The following is a 23,119-nucleotide window of genomic DNA, read 5'->3' on the forward strand; positions in this document are numbered from 1 at the left end:
CGCCCGCTTGGCGCTCGCCGGACTCTGCCTGGCGTTCCTTGCAGGCTGCGCTTCCACCTCGGGCAAGGTCGATCCGACCGCCGGCTGGAGCGCCGAACGCCTGTACACCCAGGCCCGCGCCGACATGGGGTCCGGCAACTGGTCCGATGCGCGGAAAAACCTGGAATCCCTAGAGGCCCGCTACCCCTTCGGCCTCTATGCCCAGCAATCCCTGATCGACCAGGCCTACGTCAACTGGAAGGACGAAGAACCCGACCAGGCCAAGGCCGCCATCGACCGTTTCATGCAACAGTATCCGAACCATCCCGGCACGGACTACATGCTGTACCTGAAAGGCATGATCACCTTCACGCCGCCCAGCGCCATCTTGTCGAACATCACCCGCCAGGATCCCAGCGAACGCGATCCCAAGGGCCTGCGCGAATCCTATGAAGCCTTCAATGAGCTGATCAAGCGCTACCCGGACAGCCGCTACACTCCCGACGCCCGCAAACGCGTGGCCTGGCTGGTCAACACGATTGCCGAAAACGAAGTCCACATCGCCCAGTACTACTACGAGCGCGGCGCCTTTGTGGCGGCGGCCAACCGGGCGCAGACCGTGGTCACGGACTTCGAAGGCGTCCCCATCGTGGAAAAGGCGCTGTACCTGATGATGCTCAGCTATCAAAAACTGGATCTGCCCAGCCTGGCCGACGATGCCAAGCGCGTGCTGGACAAGAACTTTCCCGATAGCAAATACTACAAGCAAGGCCTGGACGAGCCCAAGAGCTACTGGAACCCGGTCAACTGGCTGTAGGCTCGGCGCCGTCGGCGGTCGGCGGATGGGCCAGGAAATCCACCGCCACCGCCGCATCCCGCGTACGGGCAAAAGGCGGCAGCCCCTGCCACAACTGACGTCCATACGGCTTGTCCACCAGGCGGCCATCCCCCACCATCAAGACCCCCCAATCCTGCTCGGACCGGATCAGACGCCCTGCTCCCTGTTTCAACAGCAGGGCCGCCTGCGGCAGCTGATATTCCATGAACGGATTGCCGCCTTCGGCGCGGCAGGCATTCAAACGCGCTTCCAGCACCGGATCGTCGGGCGGCGCAAAGGGCAGCTTGTCGATCGCCACCAGCGTCAACGCATCGCCCGGCACATCGATGCCTTCCCAGAAACTGGTGCTGCCCACCAGCACGGCATTGCCTGCGGACCGAAAACGTTCCAGCAAGACGCCTCGCGAGGCCTCGCCCTGACGCATGACGGGCCGGTCCGACGACAGCAGCCCCCGCAGCAGCTGGTCCGCCACGCGGTCGACGGCCCGCAGCGTCGTGCACAGCACCAGCACCCCGCCCGCGCAAGCGTCGACCAGCGGCAGCAGCGCCCGGGCGAAGGCATCGGTAAAACCCGGGTCATTGGGCCAAGGCAGGGTCTGCGGCACATACAGCAGCCCCTGGGCCGGATAATCAAAGGGCGACACCCAGCTGGCGGTCTGGGCATCCTGCAGCCCCAGCTGGTGCTGGAAATGAGCGAAATTGCCGCGCACGGACAGGGTGGCCGAGGTCAGCACCCAGGCCTGCTCGGGCCGGCGAAAGCCGGAAAAAATCCGGGCGACCGACAAGGGCGCCCGATGCAGACGCACGGAATGGGTACTGTGCTCGATCCAGCGCACTGCCGCCTGCTCCGCGGGTTCCGGCTGCCCTCGCACCGGCTGCGCCCACTGCAGCAGGCGCGCCCGCAGCGTGCGGGCCGTGCGGGCTGCCGCCGCCAGATCCGGGTGGCGCTCTTCCTGGGTGCCTAAAGCCTCGGCCAGAGTGTCCAGCGCCTGTCCCAATCGATCCAGGGCCAGATCAAAGGCCTCGGGCTCGGGAATCTGATCAAAGGTGGCACGCCCGCCCGGCATCCGCCCCACCGGGGCGCTCACCAGCCGCACTTCCCGAGCCGCGGATTCCAGCGCCTGGCAATGCTCGCTCCAGCGCACGGCTTCGCGCGCCTGCGCCAGACCGGCGGCCTCTGTCTGGCGCGCCAGATCGAGCATCTGGTGCAAGGAGACGCTCTGGCCCAGAAAACGGGTGGCGGTCTCGGGCAACTGGTGGGCTTCATCAAAGACCACCAAACGGGTTTCGGGCAGCAGGTCCGGGATGCCTTCCTCGCGCAGGGCCAGATCCGCCATGAACAGGGCGTGGTTGACGACCACCACATCGGCCTCTTGCGCATGGCGCCGCGCCTTGAGCAAAAAACAGTCGCGCACAAAGGGACAATCCTGGCCCAGGCAGTTTTCCCGGGTCGACGTGACCCGATTCCAGATATCGGCGGTTTCCGGCACCGCAGGCAAGTCGGCCTTGTCCCCGGTGCTGCTGACCTGGAGGAACTGGCGGATCTGCCGCAGCTGGGCGATCTCGTCGCGGGACTTCAGGCCGCGGTCGTCCTGCTCCAAGCGCTCCAGATGGTAATGACACACATAGTTGCTGCGGCCCTTGAGCAGGGCCACGTCCACGGACAAGGCCAAGGCCTGGCGCAAACGCGGGATATCCCGCCGAAACAACTGATCCTGCAAGGTGCGGGTGCCGGTCGATATCAGGACCTTGTCGCCGGATAAAAAGGCCGGCACCAGATAAGCCCAGGTCTTGCCGGTCCCCGTCCCCGCCTCGGCGACCAGCACCCCGCCGTCCGCCACGGCATCCTGGATGGCGGCGGCCAGCTCTTGCTGGGCCGTGCGTGGTACATAGCCGGACAGCTGCCGGGCCAAAGGGCCTTCAGGGCCGAAGACGGCATTCAGATCGTCGCTGGGCATGGAGAACAAAGACGGGGTGAATCGAGGGATGATACGACAGGCATTAACGGAACCGCCGCATGCTATGGCAAAATGCGCCGCTTGAACCTCGTATTTTAGGACGTCTGCATGTCCATCGCCGCATCTCCCCTTTCTTCCCATCAAGTCGACCCTGCCCGCGTCCTGCGCCTGCTCTGTGCAGAACTGGACGCCCGCCCGGCCCAGATCACCGCCGCCGTGGATCTGCTGGACACCGGGGCGACCGTGCCCTTCATCGCCCGCTACCGCAAGGAAGCCACGGGCGGGCTGGACGATACGATCCTGCGCCAACTGGAAGTGCGGCTGCTGTACATCCGCGAACTGGAAGGCCGGCGCATCGCCATCCTGGACTCTATCGCCCAGCAGGGCCGGCTCGACGACGCGCTGCAGACCCAGATCCTGGCGGCCGACAGCAAGCAGCGCCTGGAAGACCTGTACGCCCCCTATAAACCCAAGCGCCGCACCCGCGCCCAGATCGCCCGCGAAGCCGGGCTGGAACCGCTGGCCGAGACCTTGCTGGCCGACCGCACGGCAGACCCCGACGCATCGGCCGCCGCTTACCTGAATGCCGAAGCCGGCTTCGCCGATGCCAAGGCCGTATTGAACGGCGCCCGCGACATCCTGGCCGAACGCTTTGCCGAGCAGGCCCCGCTGTTGGAAGCCCTGCGCAGCGAACTGTGGCAGACCGGCCTGCTCTACGCCCAGGTCGTCGCTGGCAAGGAAGCCGAAGGCGAGAAATTCCGCGATTGGTTCGACTTCCACGAAACCCTGCGCACCCTGCCCTCGCATCGCGTGCTGGCCCTGCTGCGAGGCCGCCAACAGGGCATGCTGGATCTGCGCCTGGGGCTGGACGCAGCGCGTGAAGCCCTGACGCCGCACCCCTGCGTCACACGCGTGGCCGATCTGCTGGACATCGACGCCCGCTTTGACGCCCAGGCCACGCCGCGCCAGCACTGGCTGGCGGAAGTGTGCCGCTGGACCTGGCGGGTGAAACTGTTGACCGCCTTTGAAACCGAATTGATCGGCCGACTGCGCGAAGCCGCCGAAGCCGAAGCCATCCGGGTGTTCGCCGCCAACCTGAAGGATCTGCTGCTGGCCGCCCCCGCCGGCCCCAAGGCCGTGCTGGGCCTGGATCCCGGCATCCGTACCGGGGTCAAGGTCGCCGCGATTGACGCCACCGGCAAACTGCTGGACACCGCCACCATCTACCCCTTTGAGCCGCGCCGCGACGTGGAAGGCAGTCTGCGTACCCTGGCCGCCCTGGTGCAACGTCACCAGATCCCGCTGATCGCCATCGGCAACGGCACGGCCTCGCGGGAAACCGAACGCCTGGCCGCCGCCCTGCGCGAACGCCATCCCGAATTGATCTTCGAGCGGGTCGTCGTCTCCGAGGCTGGCGCCTCCGTCTATTCGGCATCCGAACTGGCCGCCAATGAATTCCCCGAGCTGGACGTGAGCCTGCGCGGGGCGGTGTCCATCGCCCGCCGCCTGCAGGACCCGCTGGCCGAGCTGGTCAAGATCGAACCCAAGGCCATCGGCGTGGGGCAATACCAGCACGATGTCAACCAACGCGAACTGGCCCATTCACTGAATGCCGTGGTCGAGGACTGCGTCAACGCCGTCGGCGTGGATGTGAACACGGCCTCGGCTCCGCTGCTGACCCGGGTGTCCGGCCTGAACGCCAGCCTGGCCCGCAACATCGTGCAGTGGCGCGAGGCGAATGGGGCGTTTCCCAATCGCCAGGCCCTGCGCGACGTGCCGCGCTTCGGCGACAAGGCTTTCGAGCAGGCAGCCGGATTCCTGCGCGTACCCGGCTCGGACAATCCGCTGGACGCCTCCGCCGTCCACCCCGAGGCCTACCCCGTCGTCGAACAGATCGTGCTGAAAGCCGGGCGTCCGGCCGCTGAGCTGATGGGTCAGGCGCAAGCGCTCAAAGGCCTGTCGCCGACAGATTTCACCAGCGAACGATTCGGCCTGCCCACGGTGCGCGATATCTTTGCGGAACTGGAGAAACCGGGACGCGATCCGCGCCCTGAATTCAAGACGGCGCAATTCAAGGAAGGCATCCACGACATCAAGGATCTGGTCGCCGGCATGACGCTGGAGGGCGTCGTCAGCAATGTGGCCAATTTCGGCGCCTTCGTGGACATCGGCGTGCACCAGGACGGTCTGGTGCATGTCTCGGCGCTGGCGGATAAATTCGTCAAAGATCCCCGCGACGTGGTGCGCGTGGGTCAGACCGTACAGGTGCGCGTGCTGGAGGTCGACGTCGCCCGCAAGCGGATCGCGTTGACGATGCGCAAGGACGATCCTGAACCGCGCCATGTCAGCCCAGGCGCTGATGCCGGCATGGGCCGCCGCGGCGGCCAGCGCAGCGGCAGGCCCGAACGGCCGGCTGCTTCACCGCAAGGCGCCATGGCCGACGCCTTTGCACGGCTACAGCAAAAACGCTGAGTAGACCGCCCCTCCCGGCGGCGGCCACCCGCGCCTCCGCTGGGTGCTGCCCTGCCATTGAATAGTCAATATCTATTACATAATAAGTAACAATCAATTTTATTAAATGTCCGGTTTTCTTTAGACTATGCACTGAACTGCAGGACACCTTACGGTAGCCCGCTCTCTCCTCTCATCAGGTTCATTTCAGGAGCAGAATCATGAAGAAGCTGACCACCGCCGCAGGCGCCCCCGTCGTCGACAATCAAAACATCCAGACCGCCGGCCCCAAAGGGCCTGCCCTGCTTCAGGATGTCTGGCTGCTGGAAAAGCTGGCCCACTTCGACCGCGAAGTCATTCCCGAGCGCCGCATGCATGCCAAGGGCGCAGGCGCCTATGGCACCTTCACCGTCACCCACGACATCACGCGCCATACCCGCGCCGCCCTCTTCTCCGAGATCGGCAAGCAGACGCCGGTCTTCATGCGGTTCTCGACCGTTGCCGGCGAACGCGGCGCGGCAGATGCCGAGCGCGACATCCGCGGCGTGGCGATGAAGTTCTATACCGAACAAGGCAACTGGGATCTGGTGGGCAACAACACGCCCGTCTTCTTCTTTCGCGATCCGCTGAAATTCCCGGACCTGAACCACGCAGTCAAGCGGGATCCGGGCACCGGGCTGCGCAGCGCCCAGAACAATTGGGAATTCTGGACGGGCCTGCCTGAGGCTCTGCACCAGATCACCATCGTCATGAGCGACCGGGGTATTCCATCCGACTACCGCCACATGCACCTGTTCGGCAGCCATACGTTCAGTTTCATCAACGCCGAGCAAGAGCGCTTCTGGGTGAAATTCCACTTCCAGTCCCAGCAAGGCATCCGCAATCTGAGCGACGCCCAAGCTGCCGAACTGATCGGCCGCGATCGGGAAAGCTCGCAGCGCGACCTGCACGAGAGCATCGCCCGGGGGGATTTCCCGCGTTGGACGCTGTCGGTACAGATCATGCCGGAGAAGGATGCCGGCAGCTACCACCTGAATCCGTTCGATCTGACCAAAGTCTGGCCGCACGGCGACTACCCGCTGATCGAAGTCGGCGTGCTGGAACTGAACCGCAACCCCGAGAACTTCTTCGCCGAAGTCGAACAAGCGGCGTTTACCCCCGCCAACGTGGTGCCCGGCATTGGTTTTTCTCCCGACCGCATGCTGCAAGCCCGCCTGTTTTCCTACGGCGACGCACAGCGCTACCGCCTGGGTGTGAATCATCACCAGATTCCGGTCAACGCCCCGCGCTGCCCCTTCCACAGTTTCCACCGGGACGGGGCCATGCGAGTCGACGGCAATCATGGCGGGCTGACCGGCAACCAGCCCAACAAGGCAGGAGAATGGGCTGAACAGTCTGAGTTCCGCGAGCCGCCGCTCAGCCTGGAAGGCGCAGCGGACCACTGGAACCACCGCGAAGATCCGGATTATTTTTCCCAGCCCGGCAATCTGTTCCGCCTGATGTCACCCGAACAGCAACAGGCGCTGTTCGACAACACAGCCCGCGCCATCGCCGGCGTCAGCGCCGACGTGCAGGCGCGGCATGTCGAGCACTGCACCCAGGCGGACCCGGCCTACGGCGCCGGGGTTGCGGCGGCGATCCGCGCCCTGCAGGGCTAATTCGGTAAAGCCACGGGGTTGACGCTCCGTGGCGATGCGGCGGCGCCAAACGCCGCCGCACCGGAAACGGCTAAATGGCGCTTTGGCCGCGCAGGGCTTCGATTGCCTGCGCATCCAGACCCAGCACCTCTGCCAGAACCTGCGCCGTGTGCTCACCCAGAGCGGGCGGCGGCAATCGATAATCCACCGGCGTCTGCGATAAGCGGATCGGGCTGGCCACCAAAGGCACGACCCCGGCCTCCGGGTGCGGCATCTCGATGCGCAGTCCCCGCGCCACCACCTGAGGGTCCTGGAATACCTGTTGGATCGCATTGATGGGTCCGCAGGGCACGGCCCGGAATTCCAGCGCCGCGATCCATTGCGCCGTGGTCCGCGCCGTCGTCAGATGACGCAGGATGGGAATCAGCGCCCCCCGGTGTTCCACGCGCGCCCGATTGGTGGCAAACCGGGCATCGGCGGCCAGGTCCGGACGACCGGCCTCGTCGCAGAAACGCGCAAACTGGCCGTCATTGCCAATCGCCAGGATCATGTAGCCATCCGCCGTCGGGAAATCCTGATAGGGCACGATGCTGGGATGCGCGTTGCCCAGCCGATCCGGACTGCTGCCAGTCGCCAGATAGTTCATGGCCTGATTGGCCAGGCACGCCACCTGCACATCCAGCAGCGCCATGTCCACATGCTGGCCCAGGCCGGTGTGTTCGCGGGCGGCCAGGGCCGCCTGGATGGCGTTGGCCGCATACAGGCCCGTCAGGATGTCGGTCAGCGCCACCCCGACCTTCATGGGACCGCCGCCCGGCTCGTTGTCGGGGCGACCGGTCACGCTCATCAAGCCCCCCAGCCCCTGGACCAGGAAGTCGTAACCTGCACGGGCGGCATACGGACCCGTCTGCCCGAATCCCGTGATGGAGCAATACACCAGGCGCGGGTTGATGGCCTTCAGGCTGTCATAATCCAGACCGTAACGGGCCAGCCCGCCCGCCTTGAAATTTTCCACCAGCACGTCTGACCGGCGTACCAGCTGGCGGATCAGATCCTGACCATCGGGCTTGGCCATATCCACCGTGACAGACCGCTTGTTGCGATTGGCGCACAGGTAATAGGCCGCAATGCGGGATTCCCGCCCCTGCTCGTCAGGCATCCAGGGCGGACCCCAGCCACGCGTATCGTCTCCGGCTTCAGGCCGCTCGATCTTGATGACATCGGCCCCCAGATCACCCAGGATCTGGGTCGCCCAGGGACCGGCCAGCACACGCGACAGATCCAGCACCCGGATGTGCGACAAGGCGCCGGCAGGCGCCGCGCGCGCGCCGGCGTCCTGAACGGCGTCAGGCGGCCTTGCTGCGGCAGACCGATCACCCGCCGCAGGGCTGACTGTCTCTTGCGCCATAGATTTGCCTCTCAGTTTGCAAACGCGGCGATGCCGGTAATCGCCCGGCCCAGAATCAGGGCGTGCACATCATGCGTGCCTTCGTAGGTATTCACCACTTCCAGATTGACCAGATGGCGGGCGATGCAGAACTCGTCGGAAATGCCGTTGCCGCCCAGCATGTCGCGCGCTGTACGGGCGATATCCAAGGCCTTGCCGCAAGAATTGCGCTTGATGATGGATGTGATTTCGACTGGCGCATCGCCTTCGTCCTTCAGGCGACCGACGCGCAGCACGGCCTGCAGGCCCAGCGTGATTTCGGTCAGCATGTCGGCCAGTTTTTTCTGGATCAATTGATTGGCCGCCAACGGCCGGCCGAACTGCTTGCGATCCAATACATACTGGCGGGCGGTTTCGTAGCAGGCCTCGGCGGCGCCCAGCGCGCCCCAGGCAATGCCGTAGCGGGCGGAATTCAGGCAGGTAAAGGGGCCTTTCAGACCGCGCACATCCGGGAAAATATTGTCGTCCGGGACGAAGACCTCGTCCATCACGATTTCGCCGGTGATCGAAGCCCGCAGGCCGACCTTGCCGTGAATCGCGGGCGCCGACAGGCCTTTCCAGCCCTTTTCCAGAATGAAACCGCGAATGTCGCCGGCCCCGTCCTTGGCCCAGACCACGAACACATCGGCGATCGGGCTGTTGGTGATCCAGGTCTTGGCGCCGCTCAAGCTATAGCCGCCCGGCACCTTTTTGGCGCGCGTCACCATGGACCCCGGATCCGATCCGTGATCCGGCTCGGTCAGTCCGAAGCAACCGATCCATTCGCCGCTGGCCAGCTTGGGCAGGTATTTTTCCTTTTGGGCCGAGGTGCCGAAAGCATTGATGGGCACCATGACCAGTGAGCTTTGCACACTCATCATCGAACGGTAGCCGGAATCCACCCGCTCGACCTCGCGGGCGATCAAGCCGTAGCAGACGTAATTCATGCCGGCGCCGCCGTACTCTTCCGGGATCGTCGCTCCCAGCAGGCCCAGTTCGCCCATCTCGCGAAAAATGGCGGCATCCGTTTTCTCGTGCCGGAAGGCATCCTGCACGCGCGGCAGCAGGCGATCCTGCGCGTAGGCCCGGGCCGCGTCACGCACCATGCGTTCCGTATCGGTCAGTTGCTGGTCCAGCAACAGGGGATCAAGCCATTGGAACTGAGGGCGGGACGAAGACATGCGCGGACTCCTGCAATATCGAAGTGATGATTTTGCATGCTACCGGCATGCCTCACACCATGCAAACGATATAAACTGAGCAATCTGTGATTTTTAATCACTCATTAATTATTCCACCATGCGCAAACGCCTGCCCAGCACCACGGCGCTCCAGGCCTTCGAGGCCGCCGCCCGCCATCAGAGCTTCACCCATGCCGCCCAGGAGCTGTCCCTGACCCAGGGGGCCATCTGCCGCCAGATCGCCAGCCTGGAAGCGTTTGTCGGCGTGCCCCTGTTCGACCGCGTCCGGCGCGGCGTGCGCCTGACCGATGCCGGTGAACGTTATGGCCGGCTGGTGCGCCGCCAGCTGGACACCATCGAACGCGACACCCTGGCCATCATGGCGCATCAGGGCGGCGGCGTGGTAGACCTGGCGGTCGTGCCGACCTTCGCCACCCGCTGGCTGCTGCCCCGGCTGGCCGACCCCCAGGCCCGCAGCCTGGGGTTGCAGGTGAATATGTCGACCCGTACCCGGCCGTTTCTGTTCGACGACACGGAATTCGATGCCGCCATTTATTCCGGCGACCCCGGCTGGCCCGGCACGCAGGCGTACTTTCTGATGCGCGAGAATCCGATGCCGGTCTGCAGCCCCCGGCTGGCCAACGGCCCGCTGGACGCCGCCGCCATCGCCGCCTTGCCCTTGCTGCAGCAAAGCACACGACCCGCCGCGTGGCGCGACTGGTTCGCCTCGGCGGGCGTGGCGGCGCCTGCCGACATGGCCGGCATGCGGCTGGAACTGTTTTCCATGCTGTCCCAGGCGGCGGCGGACGGCCTGGGCGTGGCACTGATTCCGCCCTTTCTGATCCAGCAAGAACTGGACTGCGGCGATCTGCACATCCTGAACCCGCACAGCGGCCCGATGCAAAGGGCCTTTCATCTGATCGTGCCAGAACGCAAGACCGCCCTGCCCGCCCTGGTGCAATTTCGCGATTGGCTTTGTGCCCAGGCGCAGTCCGACAGACCGCACCCAGGCGATACGGCTACAGCGCCTGCGCCGCCTGATCCAGGGACTGCGCGAAGCGGTCCGCCAGTAGATTGACTTGCGCCTCGGTGATGATCAACGGCGGGCAGAACGCCAGGCTATCCTGGATGCCGCGCAGAATCAGCCCATTGGCCTGCGCCTGCCGCACCACGGCTGCCCCGGCCTTGCCCAGCGGATCAAAGGGCGTGCGGCCAGCCTTGTCCGCCACCAGCTCCACCGCTGCAATCAAGCCGACGCCGCGCACTTCCCCGACCAGGCGATGGCCGGACAGTTCGCGCAGGCGACGCTGCAGGACGGCGCCGACGGCAGCGGCATTCTCGACCAGGCCGCGCTCTTCGATGATGCGGATGTTTTCCAAAGCCACCGCCGTCGCCACCGGGTGCCCGCTGGCCGTGTAGCCATGGCCAAATGAACCCAGCTCGCCGCTGTGGCGGATCAGGACGGATGCGACCCTTTCATTCATCAACACCGCCGCCAAAGGCTGATAGGACGAAGTCAGCTGTTTGGACAAGGTCATGAAATCGGGCTCGATGCCGAAGCGTTCCGAGGCGAACATCTGGCCCGTGCGCCCAAAGCCGGTGATGACTTCGTCGGCGATCACCAGCACGTCGTATTTGCGGCAGACCGCCTGCATCTTCGGCCAATAGGCCTCGGGAGGCACGATCACGCCGCCCGCGCCCATGACAGGTTCGCCGATGAAAGCCGCCACGGTGTCGGGGCCTTCCTTCAGGATCAGCGCCTCCAGCTCAGCCGCCAGGCGGTCGCCGAACGCAGCTTCCGTTTCGCCCGGCAGCCCTTCACGGTACCAATGCGGGCAACGCACATGCCGGATCTGCGGCAGCGGCAGATCAAAGCTGCGGTGATTGCCGGCCAGTCCGGTCAGACTGGCCGATGCCACGGTCACGCCATGGTAGCCGCGTTCGCGGGCGATGATTTTTTTCTTTGCCGGACGGCCCAGCGCATTGTTGTAGTACCAGACCATCTTGACGATGGTGTCGTTGGCTTCGGACCCGGAATTGGTAAAGAAAGCCTGGGCCATGCGCCCGCCCGTCAGGCTGATCAATTTTTCGGCCAGCTCGATCGAAGGGATGTTCGATTTATGGGTGAAGGTGTGATAGAAGGGCAGACGCTGCATCTGCTCGTAGGCCACCTGCGCCAGCCGAGGTTCGCTGAAGCCAACCGCCACGCTCCAGAGCCCGGCCATGCCCTCGATATACTGCTTGCCTTCCGTGTCGTACACATGGATTCCGTCGCCGCGATCCATGATGCAGGGGCCCTCCTCCCGGTGCCGCTGGGCATTGGTGTAGGAATGGAACTGATAGGCCACATCGTCGTGGGCCAGGCTGTCACGTGTACTCATCGCGGATTCCCTTTGGGACAAAGTTAAAGATAAGCGCCGACCACGCGGGCAAGCGTGTCGAAGGCGGGCCGGATGTCTTCCGGGCTGACCCCGGCATAACCCAGCAAAAGGCCGGGACGGGCATGTGTCCGTTCCAGGTAGTAAGTGCTCAGGGCGCGCGTCACCACCCCCTGTTGCAAGGCGTCGCGCACCACCAGGGTGTCATCCACGCCATCGGGCAAAGCCAGGATCAGGTGCAGGCCGGCATCGCCGCCGATGATCTCCAGCGTCTGATCGAAATGCCGATGGATTTCGTCGATCAGGCAGGCGCGGCGCTCGGCATAACGGCGCCGGACGCGGCGGATATGCTGGGCCAAATGCCCCTCGCGCAGGAACTCGGCCAGCACCGCGTGGTTCATCATGTTGCCCTCGCGATACAGTTCGGCCACGGCATTGGCAAAGGCATCCGCCAGGGGTTCGGGCACCACCATGAAGCCGACCCGCAAGCCGGGACACAGCGTTTTGCTGAAACTGCCCGCATACAGCACGCGCCCGGACTCATCCATGCCCTGCAAGGACGCCAGCGGCCGCGTGCCGTAGCGGAATTCGCTGTCGTAGTCGTCCTCGATGATCCAGCAGGACACCTGGCGCGCATATTCCAGCAGCATGCGCCGCCGCGCCAGGCTCATCACCATGCCCAGCGGATACTGGTGCGAAGGCGCCACCACGATCAGGCGCGGCGGACGGGCATATTCGGCTTCGCCAGGCCAGATGCCTTCCGCATCGACGCGCACCGGCACCAGACGCAGGCCGGCAGTCAGCAGCAGATTGCGCACCCCCCAATAGGCGGGCTCTTCGATCCAGACCGTATCGCCCGGATCGCACAGCAGTCGGGCGGCCACGTCGATGCCCTGGTGAATGCCGGTCGTCATGACGACCTGCTGGGCGGAACTGCGCACCGCGCGCACGCTGCCGAGGTAATCCGAAATCGCCTGGCGGACGGGGCCATAGCCACCGGCGGGGGCATACCGCATCAGATCCCAGGGTTCGCTGCGCCACAGGCGATTCTGAATCCTGGACCAGGTTTTCAGCGGAAATTCCCGCACATCCGGAATCCCCGGCATAAAGGCGCCCGCCTGCAGATTGGAGAACCCCAACCGCGATACCAGTCCACGTCCTCGACGCGACAAATGATGCACACCGTCCGGATGGGCCGCCTCCTGGGCGAGCGTGTCCTCCGGCGCGGCGGGAGCATCCAGCAGATCCTGGCTGATGTCCTGAACATAGGTGCCGCGGCCTACGCCAGCGCGCACATAGCCTTCCTCGGACAACTGCTCGTACACCTGCAGCACCGTATTGCGCGCGATCCCCAGATCAGCAGCCAGATCCCGGGACGACGGCAGGCGGGAACCCGCCGTCAGACGGCCTTCCAGAATGGCTCTACAGATCAACTGATACAAACGACGATAGGCAGGACTATCCCCTAGGCTATCGAAGTGCTGGAGCAACCATTCAGAGAGAATAAAGGATTCCAAATTGGCTCCATTGATTTTATTTAAATGGGTCTATTTGATAAACCAAAAGATCAGTATAGTGAAAAAAAATCAGCGCGGAAATACCCCGCCAATCTGGAGACAAACATGACAGACCTGAATCAGGACTGGCAGCGGCGCAAAAACACCGCCATTCCCAACGGCATCGGCATCACTTGCGATTTCTATGCCAAACGCGCCCTGAACGCGGAATTGTGGGACGTGGAAGGCCGCCGCTACATCGACTTCGCCGCCGGCATCGCCGTGGCCAACACGGGACACTGCCACCCCCGCATCGTGCAGGCGATCCGCGACCAACTCGACGCCTTCACCCACACGGCTTTTCAGGTCGCGCCCTACGGCTCGTATGTCCAGCTGGCTGAACGCCTCAATCGCCTGACGCCAGGCAGCTACGCCAAAAAGACCGCCTTTTTCACCACCGGCGCCGAAGCGCTGGAAAACGCCGTCAAGATCGCCCGCGCCGCGACGGGCCGCACCGGCGTCATCGCCTTTTCCGGCGCATTCCATGGCCGCACTTTCATGGGCATGGCGCTGACCGGCAAGGTCGCCCCCTACAAACAGGACTTCGGCCCGCTGCCCGCCGAGGTCTATCACATCCCCTTTCCCTGCGCCCTGGATGGCGTGACGGTGCAGGATTCCCTGAAGGCGCTGGATCTGCTGTTCAAGGCCGACATCAGCCCCAAACGGGTCGCCGCCATCGTCATCGAACCGGTTCAGGGCGAAGGCGGCTTCAATGTCGCGCCGCCAGAATTGCTGCAGGCCTTGCGCCAGCGCTGCGACGAGCACGGCATCCTGCTGATCGCCGACGAGGTCCAGACCGGCTTTGCCCGCACCGGCAAGATGTTCGCCATCGAACACTCCGGCGTGACACCCGACCTGATCACCATGGCCAAAAGTCTGGCAGGCGGCATGCCGCTGTCAGGCGTGTGCGGCCGGGCGGAACTGATGGACGCAGCCCCGCGCGGATCGCTGGGCGGCACATACGCAGGCAACCCGCTGGCCATCGCCGCCGCCCTGGCGGTACTGGACATCATCGACGACGAAGGGCTGATCGCCCGCGCAGACATGCTGGGCCGCCGCCTGAAACTGGCGCTGGCAGAGCGCAAACACCCCCGCATCGCCGATATCCGCGGACTGGGCGCCATGGTCGCCGCCGAATTCCGTCACCCGGATGGCCGCCCCGACCCCGACACAGCCGCCGGCATCCAGCGGCGCGCCCTGGAACACGGCCTGATCCTGCTGACCTGCGGCGCTTACGGCAACGTCATCCGCTTTCTGTTCCCCCTGACAATCCCGGATGGCCTGCTGGACGACGGTCTGGCTATCCTAATGGATGCCATGGCTGCATAAGCCTGAACCACCCCGATCACCCGCCCCCCCCGGAGACCGCCCCTGATGTCTGCCGTTACCTCCCCCGAACCCCTGGTCCGATTCCAGGGCGTCCAGAAATCCTATGACGGAAGTCATCTGGTCGTCCGGGATCTCAACCTCGATATCTATCCCGGCGAATTCCTGTCGCTGCTGGGTCCGTCAGGGTCCGGCAAGACCACCTGCCTGATGATGCTCGCCGGTTTTGAATCCCCAACCCAGGGAGACATACTGCTCGAAGGACGCCGCCTGAACGACGTGCCGCCCCACCACCGCAACCTGGGCATGGTGTTCCAGAACTACGCCCTGTTTCCCCACATGACGGTGGAACGCAACCTGGAATACCCCCTGAAGGTCCGCAAAATGCCTGCATCCCAACGCGCGCAGCGTGTCCACGACGCGCTGTCCATGGTGCAGATGCAGGATTTTGCCAAACGCTATCCCGCGCAGCTATCGGGCGGCCAGCAGCAACGCATCGCCCTGGCGCGCGCCCTGGTGTTCGAACCCAAGATCGTGCTCATGGACGAACCATTGGGCGCGCTGGACAAACAGCTGCGCGAACACATGCAGCTCGAACTCAAGGCGCTGCACCGGAAACTGGGCATCACCTTTGTCTATGTCACCCACGACCAGAGCGAAGCCCTGACCATGAGCAACCGCATTGCGGTCTTCAACCAGGGCATCATCCAGCAGGTCTGCAGCGCCGACACGCTATACGAATCTCCCAATAATCGCTTCGTGGCCGGATTCGTAGGCGACAGCAACCAGTTCCCCGGCACCGTCCGCGCCCGGGACGGCGACTGGTGCGACGTGGAAATCACCGGCGGCCCGCAGCTGCGCGGCCTCAATGTCCAGGGCCTGGACGCCGGCAGCGCCTGTGTCATCGCCATGCGCCCCGAACGCATCCAGCCCGCTGCCGCGGACGGCCCCAACAGCTTTCATGCCAGCGCCGTCGATGAAGTCTATTTCGGCGATCACGTCCGCCTGCGCTGCCGCCTGGGCGACAGCGATACCTTTTTCGTCAAAATGCCCCTGGCCGCGGATGCCGGGATGCACACCCAGGGCGCCCGCATCCCGCTGCGGATCGACCCTGAACACGTCCGTGTTTTCCTCCCCTGAAGCCTCACACCACACTAATACCACAGGAGACATTCCATGAAAAAACAGACCCTTCTGACGGCGCTCGCCGTCACAGTCCCCCTGGCGCTGTTCCAGACCCCCACTCAGGCGCGTGACCTGACGGTGGTCAATTTTGGCGGCGCCAACGGCGACGCCCAAACGGCCGCCTTCATCCAGCCGTTCGAAAAAGAAACCGGCACCAAGATCATCCCCGTGGCCTATAACGGCGAACAGGCCAAGGTCAAGGCCATGGTCCAGTCCAACAACGTCGTCTGGGACGCCGTCGAGGTCGAGACCGGCGACCTGGGCCGCGGCTGTGACGAAGGCCTGTACGAAAACATCGATTGGGCATCCATCCTGAACAAGGGCGACATGGTGCGCGGCGCCCTGATGTACTGCGGAGTGGGCACCTTCGTCTGGTCCACGGCGCTGGCCTACAACGCCGACAAGCTCAAGACCGCGCCCACCGGCTGGGCCGACTTCTGGGACGTCAAGAAATTTCCCGGGAAACGCGGCCTGCGCAAAGGCGCCCATTACAACGTCGAATTCGCGTTGATGGCCGACGGCGTGCCCACAGAAGATGTCTACAAGGTGCTGGCAACCCCCGAAGGCGTAGACCGCGCCTTCAAGAAACTCGACGAACTCAAGCCCCACATCCAATGGTGGGAAGCCGGCGCCCAGCCGCCGCAAATGTTGTCGGCCGGCGACGTGGTGATGTCAGCCGCCTATAACGGACGCATCGACGCCGCACAACGCGAAGGCCAGCCCCTGAAGGTTGTCTGGAACCAAAGCGTCTACGACTTCGACTATTGGGTCATCCCTGTCGGATCTACCAACAAGGACAAGGCGATCGAGTTCATCCGCTACGCCAGCTCGCCCAAGGCCCAGGCCGCCTACTCGCAGCACATCGCCTACGGCCCGGTCAGCAAGCAAGCCATCGGCATGCTCAGCCCGGACGTCCTGGCCAATGTGCCCAATTCGCCGGCCAACGCACGCAACGCCCTGTTCAATAATCTCGAATTCTGGACCGACCACGGCGAAGAACTCGAACAGCGCTTCACGGCCTGGGCCGCCCGCTGATCCCGCATACGGGGTGGCCTGATGGCCATCCCGTCCCTTTTCACGTCAGGATACTGCCATGGACACGACCTTTGACGATCCCGCCGCCATCCGGCGCTCGATGCAAGCCGCCCAGCGAAAGAAAACCTGGCGCGCGATGTTGCTGGTCGGCCCCCTGGCCGTATTCCTGCTGATTGTTTTCATCATCCCCATCGCATCCCTGCTGACGCGTGCCGTCGACAATCCCGAAGTCATCGACACCCTGCCCCACACGCTGCAGGCCCTGTCCGACTGGGACGGCAGCAGCCAGCCGCCGGATGCGGCTTTCCAGGCCCTGGCACAGGACCTGGGCAATGCCAAAAGCACCCCTGCCGCCGGCGAATTGGCGCGGCGGCTGAATTACGAAATCTCGGGCTACCGGTCGCTGATCTTCAAGACACTGCGCCGCCTGCCTTTTCCGGCCGCAGATGCGGCCGACGCGCGCACACGGCTGATCGACCTGGACAAGCGTTGGGCCGATCCCGCGTACTGGGCAGTCATCGCCAGCAACGATAAGTCCTGGACCCCCTACTACCTGCTGACCTCCCTGGACCTCAAACTGGACGCCAAGGGCAGCATCGTATCCGTCCCGCCGGACACTTCGGCCTTCCAGGAAATTTTTTCACGCACGTTCATCATCAGCGCAATCGTCACCCTGATCGCGCTCGCCCTGGGCTACCCCCTGGCTTACTGGATCACACGCCTGCCTAAACGCCGGGCGAATCTGGTCCTGATCTGCATCCTGATTCCCTTCTGGACATCCGTGCTGGTGCGCATCGCCGCGTGGGTGGTCCTGTTGCAACGCGAAGGCCTGATCAACAGCGCCCTGAGCGGACTGGGGCTGATCGATCAGCCGCTGCCCCTGCTCTTCAACCGCCTGGGCGTCTATATCGCCATGGTCCATATCCTGCTGCCCTTCATGGTGCTGCCCCTGTACAGCGTCATGCAATCGGTGCCGCCCACCTACCAGCGGGCCGCGATATCCCTGGGCAGCCACCCTTTCGCCGCTTTCTGGCGCATCTATGTCCCGCAAACCTACCCGGGCATCGCCGCCGGGTCCCTGCTGGTGTTCATCATCGCCATCGGCTACTACATCACGCCGGCCCTGCTGGGCGGCGCGGCGGACCAGATGATCAGCTACTACGTCGCCTATTTCACCAACCAGACCATCAACTGGGGCATGGCCAGCGCGCTGGGACTGATTCTGCTGGCAGGTACGCTGGTGCTCTACGCCTTGTACCGCAGGATCTCCGGCAAGGAACTGGCACTGAATTAACACACGGACCCCGAACATCGGAACCGCCGCCGGCCGCACGCCACGCGGTTCCCTCTTTGAAGGCCTGAAGGACGATCATGTTCAACCCGGAATTCCCCCCCTACCTGTCCCTGACCGAACGCATCTGGCATTACGCGCTGCGCATCCTGTGCGCGCTGATCCTGCTGTTTCTGCTGCTGCCGGTCCTGGTCATCATCCCCCTGTCGTTCAACCAGGGATCGATGCTGCTCTATCCGATCGACGGCTTTTCCTTGCGCTGGTACACGGCCCTGTTCCAATCCGACGAATGGGCAAGAGCCACCACCAACAGCTTCATCGTGGCCCCCGCCGCTACGGTGCTGGCGACCGTGCTGGGGACGCTGGCGGCAGCCGGCCTGCATCGCACGCAATTTCGCGGCAAGGGCTTGTTGATGTCGATTCTGATTTCACCCATGATCGTGCCGCTGGTCGTCACCGGCCTGGGCATCTATCTGTTTTTCGCCCCCTATGGGCTGGTCAACAGCTACACCGGCCTGATTCTGGCGCTGGCGGCGATCGGCGCACCCTTTGTGGTGACCACGGTATCCGCCACGCTACAGGGCTTCGACCCCAATCTGCTGCGCGCCAGCTACAGCCTGGGGGCCGGTCCCATCCGCACGTTCTTTCGCGTCACGCTGCCCATCATCGCCCCCGGCGTGATCGCCGGCGCCTTGTTTGCCTTTGCCACGGCTTTCGATGAAATCGTGATCACGCTGTTCCTGGCCGGCCCCGAGCAAGTCACGCTGCCGCGCCAGATGTTCACCGGCATCCGCGAAAACATCAGTCCCATCATCGCGGCGGTGGCAACCATCCTGATTCTGTTCTCAACCACCCTGCTGCTGGTGCTGGAATGGCTGCGCGGCCGGGCTGCTGCCAAAATGACTCAGGCGACCCCTCAATAACCGGAGCCGCCTGATAGGCACAGCCACAATATTGCCTAGAGTTGCGCCAGCGCCTGCCGGATCTGTTCCAGCTGCGCCGCCGGGCAACGCGCCCAGCATCGGCCATCGGATTCCAAACTGACCAGCCCCTGGGCATCGATCGGCATCACCGACAGATCCGCCTGGGCCAGCTGGCGGCCAAGCTGATTGAGCAACTTGGGATCCTCGAAGGGTTCGGACAGCAGCAGTTCAACACCATCGGCGGCAAACAGGCGCTGCCGGAAAAAACCATTCTCATCCCTGAAAGATGCCAACCGCGCCTTGTCAGCCTTGCCGGCACCGCTGGCTTTTTTAGCGCTGGGCGCCACGGCCGGCTGGCGCAGACCGACGGCCTCGCGCAAGCGATCCATCAAAGGCAGCGCCACGCGCCGCGCCTTGCTGGCGCCGGTCTGCAGAACGTCCTCGATGCGCTCGGGGTGCGCCATCAAGTCGGCGTACTGCGCCCGCATGGGGCCGATCTGAGCTTCAATCTGTTCGCACAGCGCCTGTTTGGCGTCCCCCCAGGCCAGCCCGCCTTCCAGGGCTGCGCGGAAATCGGCCGCCTGTGGATGACTGGAAAACGCCCGGTACAGCGTATACAGGGGCGAGCCCTCGGCATCCTTGGGTTCGCCCGGCAGCCGCGAATCCGTCACGATCTGCGCGACGGCAGCCTTCAGGGCCTTGGCGCCACCCTCGAACAGCGGGATCGTATTGTTGTAGCTCTTGGACATCTTGCGTCCGTCCAGGCCGGGCAGCGTGGCGACATCTTCGTCAATCTGGACTTCGGGCAGGATGAACAGGTCCTTGCCCCGGCCATACAGGTGATTGAAGCGCTGGGCGATATCGCGCGCCATTTCCAGATGCTGGATCTGATCGCGCCCCACCGGCACCCGATGCGCATTGAACATCAGGATGTCGGCGGCCATCAGCACAGGATAGGAAAACAGACCCATGGTGATGCCATCATCCGGATCGACGCCCTTGAGTCCGTTGGCGTCGACCGATGCCTTGTAGGCATGCGCCCGGTTCATCAAGCCTTTGGCGGTCACGCAGGTCAGCATCCAGCAGAGTTCCGGGATTTCCGGCACATCCGACTGGCGGTAAAACGTCACCCGGTCCGTATCCAGGCCGGCGGCGATCCAGGTGGCGGCGATTTCCATGCGCGACTGCGCCACGCGGGCGGGATCGGCGCACTTGATCAAGGCATGGAAATCCGCCAGAAAGAAAAAGGCGTCCACGCCCGGTTCGATGCTGGACTGGATGGCCGGGCGGATAGCCCCGGCATAATTGCCCAGATGAGGGGTGCCGGACGTGGTGATGCCGGTCAGAACCCGGCTGGTCGCCGGCGCATTCACGGAAGAATTCATCTGCATGCCTGATATTCGGATGGAAGGATGCCCGGCCGGGGGCCTTACAGCACCACAGCCGCCCGACGGGTCTCTGCCAGGTATTCCCGCGACTGCATCTCCATCAGCCGGGACACCGTGCGGGTAAACTCATTGGACATCGGACCCTGAGTATAAAGTTCATCGGCCGGACACTGGGCCGACAGGATCAATTTCACCTTGTGGTCGTACAGCACATCCACCAGCCACGTGAAGCGCCGCGCCTCGGATGCCTGACGCGGCGCCATGCGCGGCACGTCCGACACGATGATCGTCTGGAAACGATCCGCCAGATCCAGATAATCGTTTTGCGAACGCGGCGTGCCGCACAGGGCCATGAAATCGAACCAGACCACGGCCCCGGCCAGGGCCACGGCCTGGATTTCACGGTTCTCGATCAGCAGCACCGGCTTTTGTTCGGCCGTATCGGCCAATCGTTCAAACGCGGAACGCAGCTCGTCATACGTGGCGGCTACGATGGGTGTGATGTAGCTGCGCAATTGCGCCAGAGTGCGGCGGCGGTAATCCACCCCCGCATCCACATTCAGGATGTCCATTTTTTCCTGGATCAAGGCGATCGCCGGCAAAATCCGGTCACGATGCAGGCCATCGGGATACAGGGTGGACGGTTCGTAGTTCGACGTCATCACGAACGATGTCCCGTATTCGAACAACCGCAGCAACAGCCGGTACAGGATCATGGCATCGGCCACGTCAGAGACGTGGAATTCGTCGAAGCAGATCAGGCGATAGCGCTTGGCGATATTCCGGGCGACATGGTCCAGGGGGTCGGACTCGCCGCTGACGGCACGGATCTCCCGATGCACGCCGCGCATGAATTCATGGAAGTGCAGACGGACCTTGCGCTTGACGGGTACCGTCAGATAAAAAGCGTCCATCAGAAAGCTCTTGCCGCGCCCGACCCCGCCCCACAGATACACGCCCTGGGGCACATCCGGGTGCAGAAAGAGTTTCTTCAATCGGCTGGATCGCTGCCGCTTGAATTCGATCCAGTCGTCATAGTATTGCTGCAAGCGCACGACGGCTGCGTGCTGGGCTTCGTCTGCGACGAAGCCCCGTTCACGCAGCGCCTGCGCGTAATACGCGCTGACATCCATCGAACGACTACAGATTCAGCGTGCGCTTGTCCACCGCCAAAGCGGCTTCCTTGACGGCTTCGGACAGCGTCGGGTGCGCATGGCAGATCCGGGCGATGTCTTCGGCAGCGCCGCGGAATTCCATGATGGTGACGGCTTCGGCGATCAGTTCGGAGGCCATCGGGCCGACGATATGCACGCCCAGGACCTCGTCGGTCTTGGCGTCGGCCAGGATCTTGACGAAGCCGGTCGTATCGCCCAGCGCACGCGCGCGGCCATTGGCCATAAAGGGGAAAGATCCGGCCTTGTAGTCGCGGCCTTCGGCCTTCAGAGCCTGCTCGGTCTTACCGACCCAGGCGACTTCAGGCGAGGTGTAGATCACCCAAGGAATGGTGTCGAAATTGACATGCCCGTGCTGACCGGCGATGCGTTCCGCCACGGCCACGCCTTCTTCTTCAGCCTTGTGCGCCAGCATCGGGCCGCGCACCACGTCGCCCACCGCCCAGACATTGGCCAGATTGCTGCGGCAATCCTCGTCGACGACCACAAAGCCGCGCTCATCCAGCTTCAGACCCACGACATCCGCGCCCAGGCCTTGGGTATTGGGCACCCGGCCGATGGAGACGATCAGCTGATTGACGGAGAGCTTCTGTTCGGCGCCCGCGGCATCCGTGTACTGGATGTTGACGCCCTTGCCGGAGGCCTTGACCTCGCCGATGCGCACGCCGGTCTGGATGTCCAGACCCTGCTTGTTCAAGGCCTTCTGGGCTTCCTTGGCCACATCGCGGTCCACCGCGCCCAGGAAATCGGGCATGGCTTCCAGGATGGTGACTTCGGAACCCAGGCGACGCCAGACGCTGCCCATTTCCAGGCCGATCACCCCGGCGCCGATGATGCCCAGTTTTTTGGGCACGGCCGGGATGCGCAAGGCGCCGTCATTGGACAGGACATGTTCCTCGTCGAACGGCAGGCCCGGCAATTCGCGGGCGCTGGACCCGGTGGCCACGATGACGTGACGGCCTTCCAGGTCTTCTTCGGTTTTGCCGGCCACCTTGACGGACCAGCCGAAATCGGTCTTGGCCGCCAGCGAGCCGGTGCCGTGGAAAAAGGACACCTTGTTCTTTTTGAACAGGTACAGGATGCCTTCGTTGTTCTGCTTGACCACCGTATCCTTGCGACCGACCAGCTTGGCCAGGTCCAGGCTGACGCCCTTGGCCGTGATGCCGTGATCTGCAAAATGATGGTTCAGTTGTTCGTAGTGTTCGGACGACTGCAGCAACGCCTTGGACGGAATGCAGCCCACATTGGTGCAGGTGCCGCCAGGGGCGGGTTTACCGGCGGCGTTGGACCAGGCGTCCACGCACGCCACGGCCAGGCCCAGCTGGGCCGCGCGAATAGCGGCGATATAGCCACCAGGGCCGGCGCCGATCACGATTACATCAAATTGTTTTGCCAT

Annotated in this window: 17 protein-coding genes; 9 read left to right on the top strand and 8 right to left on the bottom strand. The window is 63.9% G+C overall.

Annotated features, from left to right (window positions below; all coding sequences use genetic code 11):
- Positions 1–7: 7 nt before the first annotated feature.
- Positions 8–796: an outer membrane protein assembly factor BamD gene (locus VDP79_RS05360; protein ID WP_323017260.1), complete on the top strand. Its 789-nt coding sequence runs from the start codon at positions 8–10 to the stop codon at positions 794–796.
- On the opposite strand, the gene VDP79_RS05365 is transcribed toward VDP79_RS05360, so the two are convergent.
- A complete protein-coding gene (locus tag VDP79_RS05365; protein WP_323017196.1) occupies positions 783–2,774 on the bottom strand; it encodes an ATP-dependent DNA helicase in 1,992 nt (663 codons plus the stop codon). The two genes, VDP79_RS05360 and VDP79_RS05365, sit on opposite strands and share 14 nt — an antisense overlap.
- Before the next feature lie 108 nt (positions 2,775–2,882).
- Between VDP79_RS05365 and VDP79_RS05370 the strand changes: the two genes are divergently transcribed.
- Positions 2,883–5,246: a Tex family protein gene (locus VDP79_RS05370; RefSeq protein ID WP_323017197.1), complete on the top strand. Its 2,364-nt coding sequence runs from the start codon at positions 2,883–2,885 to the stop codon at positions 5,244–5,246.
- Positions 5,247–5,446: 200 nt separating this feature from the next.
- On the top strand, positions 5,447–6,883 hold the full coding sequence (locus VDP79_RS05375) for a catalase (protein WP_323017198.1): 1,437 nt from the start codon (positions 5,447–5,449) through the stop codon (positions 6,881–6,883).
- Positions 6,884–6,953: 70 nt separating this feature from the next.
- On the opposite strand, the gene VDP79_RS05380 is transcribed toward VDP79_RS05375, so the two are convergent.
- Together VDP79_RS05380 and VDP79_RS05385 are read right to left on the bottom strand one after the other, a co-directional pair.
- On the bottom strand, positions 6,954–8,270 hold the full coding sequence (locus VDP79_RS05380; RefSeq protein ID WP_323017199.1) for a CaiB/BaiF CoA-transferase family protein: 1,317 nt from the start codon (positions 8,268–8,270) through the stop codon (positions 6,954–6,956).
- An 11-nt stretch (positions 8,271–8,281) separates the two neighbouring features.
- Positions 8,282–9,469, bottom strand: a complete 1,188-nt coding sequence (locus tag VDP79_RS05385; protein ID WP_323017200.1) for an acyl-CoA dehydrogenase — start codon at positions 9,467–9,469, stop codon at positions 8,282–8,284.
- Positions 9,470–9,587: 118 nt separating this feature from the next.
- On the opposite strand from VDP79_RS05385, the gene VDP79_RS05390 reads away from it, so the two are divergent.
- Positions 9,588–10,547, top strand: a complete 960-nt coding sequence (locus tag VDP79_RS05390; protein WP_323017201.1) for a LysR substrate-binding domain-containing protein — start codon at positions 9,588–9,590, stop codon at positions 10,545–10,547.
- Here the strand turns inward: VDP79_RS05390 and VDP79_RS05395 are convergent.
- Both VDP79_RS05395 and VDP79_RS05400 read right to left on the bottom strand, forming a co-directional pair.
- Positions 10,489–11,850, bottom strand: a complete 1,362-nt coding sequence (locus VDP79_RS05395) for an aspartate aminotransferase family protein (protein ID WP_323017202.1) — start codon at positions 11,848–11,850, stop codon at positions 10,489–10,491. The genes VDP79_RS05390 and VDP79_RS05395 overlap by 59 nt on opposite strands.
- 23 nt (positions 11,851–11,873) lie before the next feature.
- Positions 11,874–13,364 (bottom strand): PLP-dependent aminotransferase family protein, encoded by a 1,491-nt coding sequence (locus VDP79_RS05400; protein WP_323017203.1) that lies wholly within the window; start codon positions 13,362–13,364, stop codon positions 11,874–11,876.
- Positions 13,365–13,469: 105 nt separating this feature from the next.
- Here VDP79_RS05400 and gabT point away from each other — a divergent pair, with 105 nt between their 5' ends.
- The 5 genes from gabT to VDP79_RS05425 all read left to right on the top strand — a co-directional run bounded on the left by gabT (position 13,470) and on the right by VDP79_RS05425 (position 19,163).
- The gene (gene gabT, locus VDP79_RS05405; protein ID WP_323017204.1) at positions 13,470–14,732 is read left to right on the top strand and encodes a 4-aminobutyrate--2-oxoglutarate transaminase; all 1,263 of its coding nucleotides are present in this window, start codon (positions 13,470–13,472) and stop codon (positions 14,730–14,732) included.
- Positions 14,733–14,777: 45 nt separating this feature from the next.
- On the top strand, positions 14,778–15,869 hold the full coding sequence (locus VDP79_RS05410; RefSeq protein ID WP_323017205.1) for an ABC transporter ATP-binding protein: 1,092 nt from the start codon (positions 14,778–14,780) through the stop codon (positions 15,867–15,869).
- A 36-nt stretch (positions 15,870–15,905) separates the two neighbouring features.
- Positions 15,906–16,949 carry an ABC transporter substrate-binding protein gene (locus tag VDP79_RS05415; RefSeq protein ID WP_323017206.1) on the top strand — a complete coding sequence of 348 codons (1,044 nt, stop codon included), beginning with the start codon at positions 15,906–15,908 and terminating at the stop codon, positions 16,947–16,949.
- A gap of 58 nt (positions 16,950–17,007) precedes the next feature.
- The gene (locus VDP79_RS05420; protein WP_323017207.1) at positions 17,008–18,243 is read left to right on the top strand and encodes an ABC transporter permease; all 1,236 of its coding nucleotides are present in this window, start codon (positions 17,008–17,010) and stop codon (positions 18,241–18,243) included.
- Positions 18,244–18,320: 77 nt separating this feature from the next.
- The gene (locus VDP79_RS05425) at positions 18,321–19,163 is read left to right on the top strand and encodes an ABC transporter permease (protein ID WP_323017208.1); all 843 of its coding nucleotides are present in this window, start codon (positions 18,321–18,323) and stop codon (positions 19,161–19,163) included.
- Positions 19,164–19,198: 35 nt separating this feature from the next.
- Here VDP79_RS05425 and VDP79_RS05430 read toward each other — a convergent pair whose 3' ends face one another.
- Genes VDP79_RS05430 through lpdA form a run of 3 tightly spaced genes read right to left on the bottom strand, consistent with a single transcriptional unit; the run spans position 19,199 to position 23,119 of the window.
- Entirely contained in the window at positions 19,199–20,548 is a 1,350-nt protein-coding gene (locus tag VDP79_RS05430; RefSeq protein ID WP_323017209.1) for a tryptophan--tRNA ligase, read from the bottom strand.
- A 44-nt stretch (positions 20,549–20,592) separates the two neighbouring features.
- A complete protein-coding gene (zapE, locus tag VDP79_RS05435) occupies positions 20,593–21,684 on the bottom strand; it encodes a cell division protein ZapE (RefSeq protein WP_323017210.1) in 1,092 nt (363 codons plus the stop codon).
- A gap of 7 nt (positions 21,685–21,691) precedes the next feature.
- Positions 21,692–23,119, bottom strand: coding sequence for a dihydrolipoyl dehydrogenase (lpdA, locus tag VDP79_RS05440; protein WP_323017211.1), 1,428 nt, complete (start codon positions 23,117–23,119; stop codon positions 21,692–21,694).

It is taken from the genome of Castellaniella sp., from assembly GCF_034675905.1.
Taxonomy (GTDB): domain Bacteria; phylum Pseudomonadota; class Gammaproteobacteria; order Burkholderiales; family Burkholderiaceae_B; genus Castellaniella.

Excerpts from the sequence above, each read along its gene's own strand:
- VDP79_RS05365 (WP_323017196.1), bottom strand. The coding sequence starts at position 2,774 with ATGCCCAGCGACGATCTGAATGCCGTCTTCGGCCCTGAAGGCCCTTTG.
- VDP79_RS05370 (WP_323017197.1), top strand. The coding sequence starts at position 2,883 with ATGTCCATCGCCGCATCTCCCCTTTCTTCCCATCAAGTCGACCCTGCC.
- VDP79_RS05375 (WP_323017198.1), top strand. The coding sequence starts at position 5,447 with ATGAAGAAGCTGACCACCGCCGCAGGCGCCCCCGTCGTCGACAATCAA.
- VDP79_RS05380 (WP_323017199.1), bottom strand. The coding sequence starts at position 8,270 with ATGGCGCAAGAGACAGTCAGCCCTGCGGCGGGTGATCGGTCTGCCGCA.
- VDP79_RS05385 (WP_323017200.1), bottom strand. The coding sequence starts at position 9,469 with ATGTCTTCGTCCCGCCCTCAGTTCCAATGGCTTGATCCCCTGTTGCTG.
- VDP79_RS05390 (WP_323017201.1), top strand. The coding sequence starts at position 9,588 with ATGCGCAAACGCCTGCCCAGCACCACGGCGCTCCAGGCCTTCGAGGCC.
- VDP79_RS05395 (WP_323017202.1), bottom strand. The coding sequence starts at position 11,850 with ATGAGTACACGTGACAGCCTGGCCCACGACGATGTGGCCTATCAGTTC.
- gabT (WP_323017204.1), top strand. The coding sequence starts at position 13,470 with ATGACAGACCTGAATCAGGACTGGCAGCGGCGCAAAAACACCGCCATT.
- VDP79_RS05410 (WP_323017205.1), top strand. The coding sequence starts at position 14,778 with ATGTCTGCCGTTACCTCCCCCGAACCCCTGGTCCGATTCCAGGGCGTC.
- VDP79_RS05415 (WP_323017206.1), top strand. The coding sequence starts at position 15,906 with ATGAAAAAACAGACCCTTCTGACGGCGCTCGCCGTCACAGTCCCCCTG.
- VDP79_RS05420 (WP_323017207.1), top strand. The coding sequence starts at position 17,008 with ATGGACACGACCTTTGACGATCCCGCCGCCATCCGGCGCTCGATGCAA.
- VDP79_RS05425 (WP_323017208.1), top strand. The coding sequence starts at position 18,321 with ATGTTCAACCCGGAATTCCCCCCCTACCTGTCCCTGACCGAACGCATC.
- VDP79_RS05430 (WP_323017209.1), bottom strand. The coding sequence starts at position 20,548 with ATGAATTCTTCCGTGAATGCGCCGGCGACCAGCCGGGTTCTGACCGGC.
- zapE (WP_323017210.1), bottom strand. The coding sequence starts at position 21,684 with ATGGATGTCAGCGCGTATTACGCGCAGGCGCTGCGTGAACGGGGCTTC.
- lpdA (WP_323017211.1), bottom strand. The coding sequence starts at position 23,119 with ATGGCAAAACAATTTGATGTAATCGTGATCGGCGCCGGCCCTGGTGGC.